3 protein-coding genes are annotated in these 5068 nt (G+C 37.5%); all 3 read left to right on the top strand.

The features are described from left to right. A partial coding sequence (locus JW841_11510) for a hypothetical protein (protein ID MBN1961564.1) occupies positions 1–932 on the top strand: 932 nt, incomplete at its 5' end. A 109-nt stretch (positions 933–1041) separates the two neighbouring features. After that, a complete protein-coding gene (locus JW841_11505) occupies positions 1042–3300 on the top strand; it encodes an AMP-binding protein (protein MBN1961563.1) in 2259 nt (752 codons plus the stop codon). Positions 3301–3417: 117 nt separating this feature from the next. Further along, the coding region (gene hflX / locus JW841_11500; protein ID MBN1961562.1) for a GTPase HflX at positions 3418–5068 on the top strand (1651 nt) is incomplete at its 3' end.

The following is a 5068-nucleotide window of genomic DNA, read 5'->3' as shown; positions in this document are numbered from 1 at the left end:
GGTTTATTATGACTAACATTAATCGTACTTCGCAGTTTAACAATACTCAATTAATCAATAGCGATGTTAACATTGTTACTCCAACCAAGGCTGGTAATGTTCAAAAGGCGCGCTCTTCTGACACTAGCCCTGATTCTATTAATACTGATAATGAAAACGTTCAAAATAATACTGCTACCCCGGAAGAACCAATAGTTGAAGGTTCGACAGACTGTGATACCGAACAAGCTGAAGTTACCATTCAAGATATAGATACAATATTGACAAATATGAACATTGATTTTGGTTCTGATAATTCTGACATGTCAATCATGATGGCCAAACTATTAATTGCATTTGGTGTAATTGACAATGATGCAGCAGAAGAACTTATTCAAGCAGCAGAAGAACGTGCTGAAGCCGAACGACAAGCTGAAGAAGCACGCGCTGCTCAAGCAGCTGAACTTATTAATGCAGCACAGGGTCCAGCATGTATAGCACAGCCACGTTTAGAAAATAAACTTGAAGCGCTAGGATATACTCCCGAACAAGCGCACAATATGGCGGTGCAAATGACCACTTTTGGTACTTCATTTAGTCAACAAATATTTTTGGCTATGGAGGCAGTCGATAATGCACCTATACTTCAACCAGAGGGTGAAGATTCGGTAGCTCAAAACATAGCTGAAATGACCGACACGTTTGTAGTAATGATGTCTATTATAATGCTTGCTCTCCTCGAAGGTAAACAAGCGGTGGTTAGTGAAGAAGCGGGTGAGGGCGAAGAAGTAAGTGAGGGCGAAGAAGTAAGTGAGGGCGAAGAAGTAAGTGAGGGCGAAGAAGTAAGTGAAAGCGAAGAAGTAAGTGAAAGCGAAGAAGTAAGTGAAGGCGAAGAAGTAAGTGAAGGTGAAGAAGTAAGTGAAGGTGAAGGTAACTCTGAAGAAGATGATTAGATACAATTTAATGTCTAACTGCCTATAAGGGATGAGTGAATAGGTAGATAAACTTGCTTAAGGTTTTACTATTTAAAAAAGAAAATAGAAGTATCCATCAGGTGTTATAATGAACCTTGCTGAGATACTTAGACGTCATAGCAATGATAAACCAGATCATGTTTCATACCGGTTTATATCTGGTAATGGTGAAGAAACTGATAAACTTACCTATCAAGAATTATATCAACGAGTACTAATAACTGCAGGATGGATAAGTAAGTATGTAAAACCTAATCAACGTGCGGTGCTTATCTATCCCGCCGGTCTTGATTTTATTGTCGCTTTTTGGGCTTGTCTTGCTTGCAATGTTATTGCAGTACCCACGTTTCCACCTGAACCACGTCGATTACAATTAACTTTAGCTCGGCTTAAGACAATAATAAGTGATTCAGCACCAAGTATAATTTTAACCACAGCAGAAATGCTTGAGTTTAGCAAAACACAATTACCTAAAGAATTTTTATCGCATAATTTGATTATCGCCACTGATAGAAATATTACTGATTATACGATAAATATAAATGAGTCATTGGTGGGTAATGAAAATACTCTTGCTATGTTGCAATATACTTCTGGATCGACAAATGAGCCTAAGGGAGTAATGCTTACTCATGGAAATCTGATTGCAAACCAGCAGATGATTGCTGAAGCATTTAGACATAATGAAAAAACCGTAGTGGTAAGCTGGTTACCCTTATATCATGATATGGGGTTGATTGGCTGCATGTTGCAGCCAGGTTATCTGGGGGCGCAGTGTATTTTATTAGCCCCTGAATCATTTTTAAAAAATCCAACATTATGGCTAAAATGTATAACTCGCTATCGTGCTACGACCAGCGGTGGACCAAACTTTGCCTATGATTTATGTACTACGCGTATTAGTAAAGATGAATTGAACGATTTAGATCTCAGTAGCTGGCAAGTTGCATTTAATGGCGCTGAAATTGTACGTCGACAGACTATGCAACGGTTTGCCGACAAATTTTCTACTTGTGGATTTAGGTATTCATCTTTTTATCCCTGTTATGGTTTGGCGGAGGCAACACTTTTTGTCAGCGGCGAAGAAGTACAAAATTCAGCAAATGATGTTTCTTTAACGCAACTAAAAACAGCAAAAATAAATCAATCAGATACAAATTTTAAACAGACAGATTCTTCGATCGTTAGCTGTGGTCAAGCATGGCATGATGAAAAGCTAATTATTGTTAATCAAGATGACCAAAATATATGCGATGATGAAGAAATAGGTGAAATTTGGGTAAGCGGTTTAAATGTCGCAAAAGGTTATTTTAATAATGCAATTGCGACAAACGAAGTGTTTGATGTGTCATTACCAAAAGAGTCATCAAATATAGTTAACAGGCAAAATAAAATAGATGGTATCTTTTTACGCACTGGAGATTTGGGTTTTATAAAAAATGGCAAGCTTTTTGTTGTGGGGCGGTTAAAGGATCTAATTGTTGTACGAGGGGTAAATTATTATCCACAAGATATCGAGTATACAGTATTAAGTCACTATTCAAACTATGGCTGTGCGCAAGTTGTAGTTTTTTCGATTGATAAAAATGACCATGAAAGCGTAATCGTACTTGTAGTGCCATCACGATCGCAACAATTATACATTCCCGAGAATTATTCTAAAGATAGAGGTACTAAAGAAATTATAGATAATGTATGCCAAGAAAATAATAAGCAATTTAATATTTTACAGTTATGCGAAAATATTTATCAAGCAATACTCTTTGAACACACTATTGCCATTGATACGATTGTATTTATAGCGGCGGAGCAAATACCGAAAACTTCTAGTGGCAAGGTGCAACACTACTTGGCTAAACAAAAATTTATTGAAGATCAGTTTGAAAAAATATTTGAGTGGCACAGTCAATCGAGTTTATCAATGCACTTGTCTGAACAAGTAACAGTACTATCATCTGTATATAAAGAAAAAACGATTAGCGCTCAGCAGATAGAGAAGTTTTTAATTAATTGGCTTGCGAAATATTGTTACATCGAAATTAAACAGATTAAAATAGAAAACAAATTTGCGATTTATGGATTAGATTCTTTAGGTATTCACGAAATGCTAAATGCTTTAGAGGTATGGTTAAATCGCTCATTATCAAATCGGATATTGTTAACTCATAATACAATTGCGGCACTGTCTGAACATTTAGCTACAGTGTTTGAGCAATTACCATCTTTAACATCTATATCATCTTCAAAAAAAATAACTCCTAAAGAAGCAAAGAAACTATTACAATTGCAAGAATTAAGTGATGATGAATTTGCAAGGTTATTAAAAACAAAAAAAAATAATAGCTAGCTTGATGAATACTTCGTCATTGATATATTATTATTTAATATTAAAAATAAATAACAGAAGTGATATAATTAATCTATGGTTATGTTTGCCTGATATCATGTGTAAAAGGAGAGAAATATTAAGACTATCAGTGGTAATATTGTAGGTTTAAAACCAAGTCAGCATCGTGCGCTTGAAAGAACGTATCATCGTCGAGTTGTTCCAAATCGAATTTTGGGTATTGAACTCGCTCGTCATCTTGCCTGGATTGCACATGAAGTTGGTCGTGAAATTGGGGTTTTAGTCAATCGCTCAGGACATATTGAATATACATTTGTTGGTGAGCCGCAACGTATTTATTTGCCCGATATCGGTAGACAACGCGTAGGCCAGGGGCATTTGCGAGGGTTGCGCCATATTCACACAGTATTTGCGGGTGGCCTAAATGATGACGATTTTGCTGATCTCACTAAATTACGCTTAGATTTAGTTTGTACGTTAAAGGTAAATGAAACAGGTGAACCAGGCGAATTAGAGTATGCTCATCTTTTACCTTCTAATGCAGATATTCCATATCATAAAGCAAAAACACGTAGCATTCATGAACTTGATATTGATTTTAAACAATTAATCGCTTCACTTGAAGAAGAAATATCAAGAGTTCGTGGACATCAGCAAAAAGGCAAAGATAAAATTCGCGCCGTTATTGTTGGGGTTTATGCTGATCGAAATACTGCTGATTGGCGTCTTACCGAAATTCGTGAACTGGCCAATACCGCAGGTGTACATATCGAAGACACGGTGATTCAATTACGACGACAAGTAGATGCTAAATATATTGTTGGTAAAGGCAAACTTGAAGAAGTAGTCTTGCGTTGCCTTGATGTTGATGCAGGGTTGATTATTGTTGATCACAACATGACGCCTGCACAAGCACGTGCCATTGCATCTACAACTGAACTTAAGGTTATCGACCGTACCCAACTAATATTAGATATTTTTGCCCAACATGCAAAAAGCCGTGATGGTAAACTGCAAGTTGAACTGGCACAACTGAAATACAATTTGCCTCGTCTTACTGATCTTGATGCTGGTCTTTCACGTTTAACCGGCGGTATCGGGGGACGTGGACCAGGTGAAACCAAACTGGAAATTAATCGACGTCGTGCTCGCGAACGCATTAATCGTTTAGAACGAGAGATAAATAAAATATCACGAACACGCAGTTTACGTCGCAGTTTGCGAATACGTTCTGCACTGCCAACAGTATCTATTGTTGGCTACACTAATGCCGGGAAATCGACACTATTAAATCGGCTAACGCGTAGTGATGTATTAGTTGCTAATCAATTATTTGCAACACTTGATCCCACAAGTCGTAGATTACGATTCCCGGCGGAACGTGAAGCTATAATTACTGATACCGTTGGGTTTATCCGTGATTTACCTGCAGATCTCTTGCGTGCTTTTCGTGCAACTTTAGAGGAATTAGAAAATGCTGATTTGCTTTTGCATGTAATAGATATTACCGACCCGATGCATGAAACAAAATCTGCTGTGGTGCTTGAAGTTTTACATGATTTGCAACTCGATGGTATTACGCGAATAACTGTTTATAACAAAGCTGATCTTTTGCCGCATCGTGAAGCTATGCTTATTGCAACAAACCGAGGTATTGCTGTTTCGGCAATAACTGGTTTCGGGCTCGATACTCTGATTAATAAAGTGGCTCATCGTTTGTGGCAAACTTGGGCCTTGTCTGAAAACGACGCATGGGCACAAGAAGCTC

Source organism: Deltaproteobacteria bacterium (assembly GCA_016931625.1).
GTDB lineage: Bacteria > Myxococcota > XYA12-FULL-58-9 > XYA12-FULL-58-9 > JAFGEK01 > JAFGEK01.
This window is presented reverse-complemented; position numbering and strand designations above follow the sequence as displayed.

What these genes read in the sequence shown, in the direction of transcription:
- JW841_11505 (MBN1961563.1), top strand. Translation starts at nt 1,042, where the DNA reads ATGAACCTTGCTGAGATACTTAGACGTCATAGCAATGATAAACCAGAT.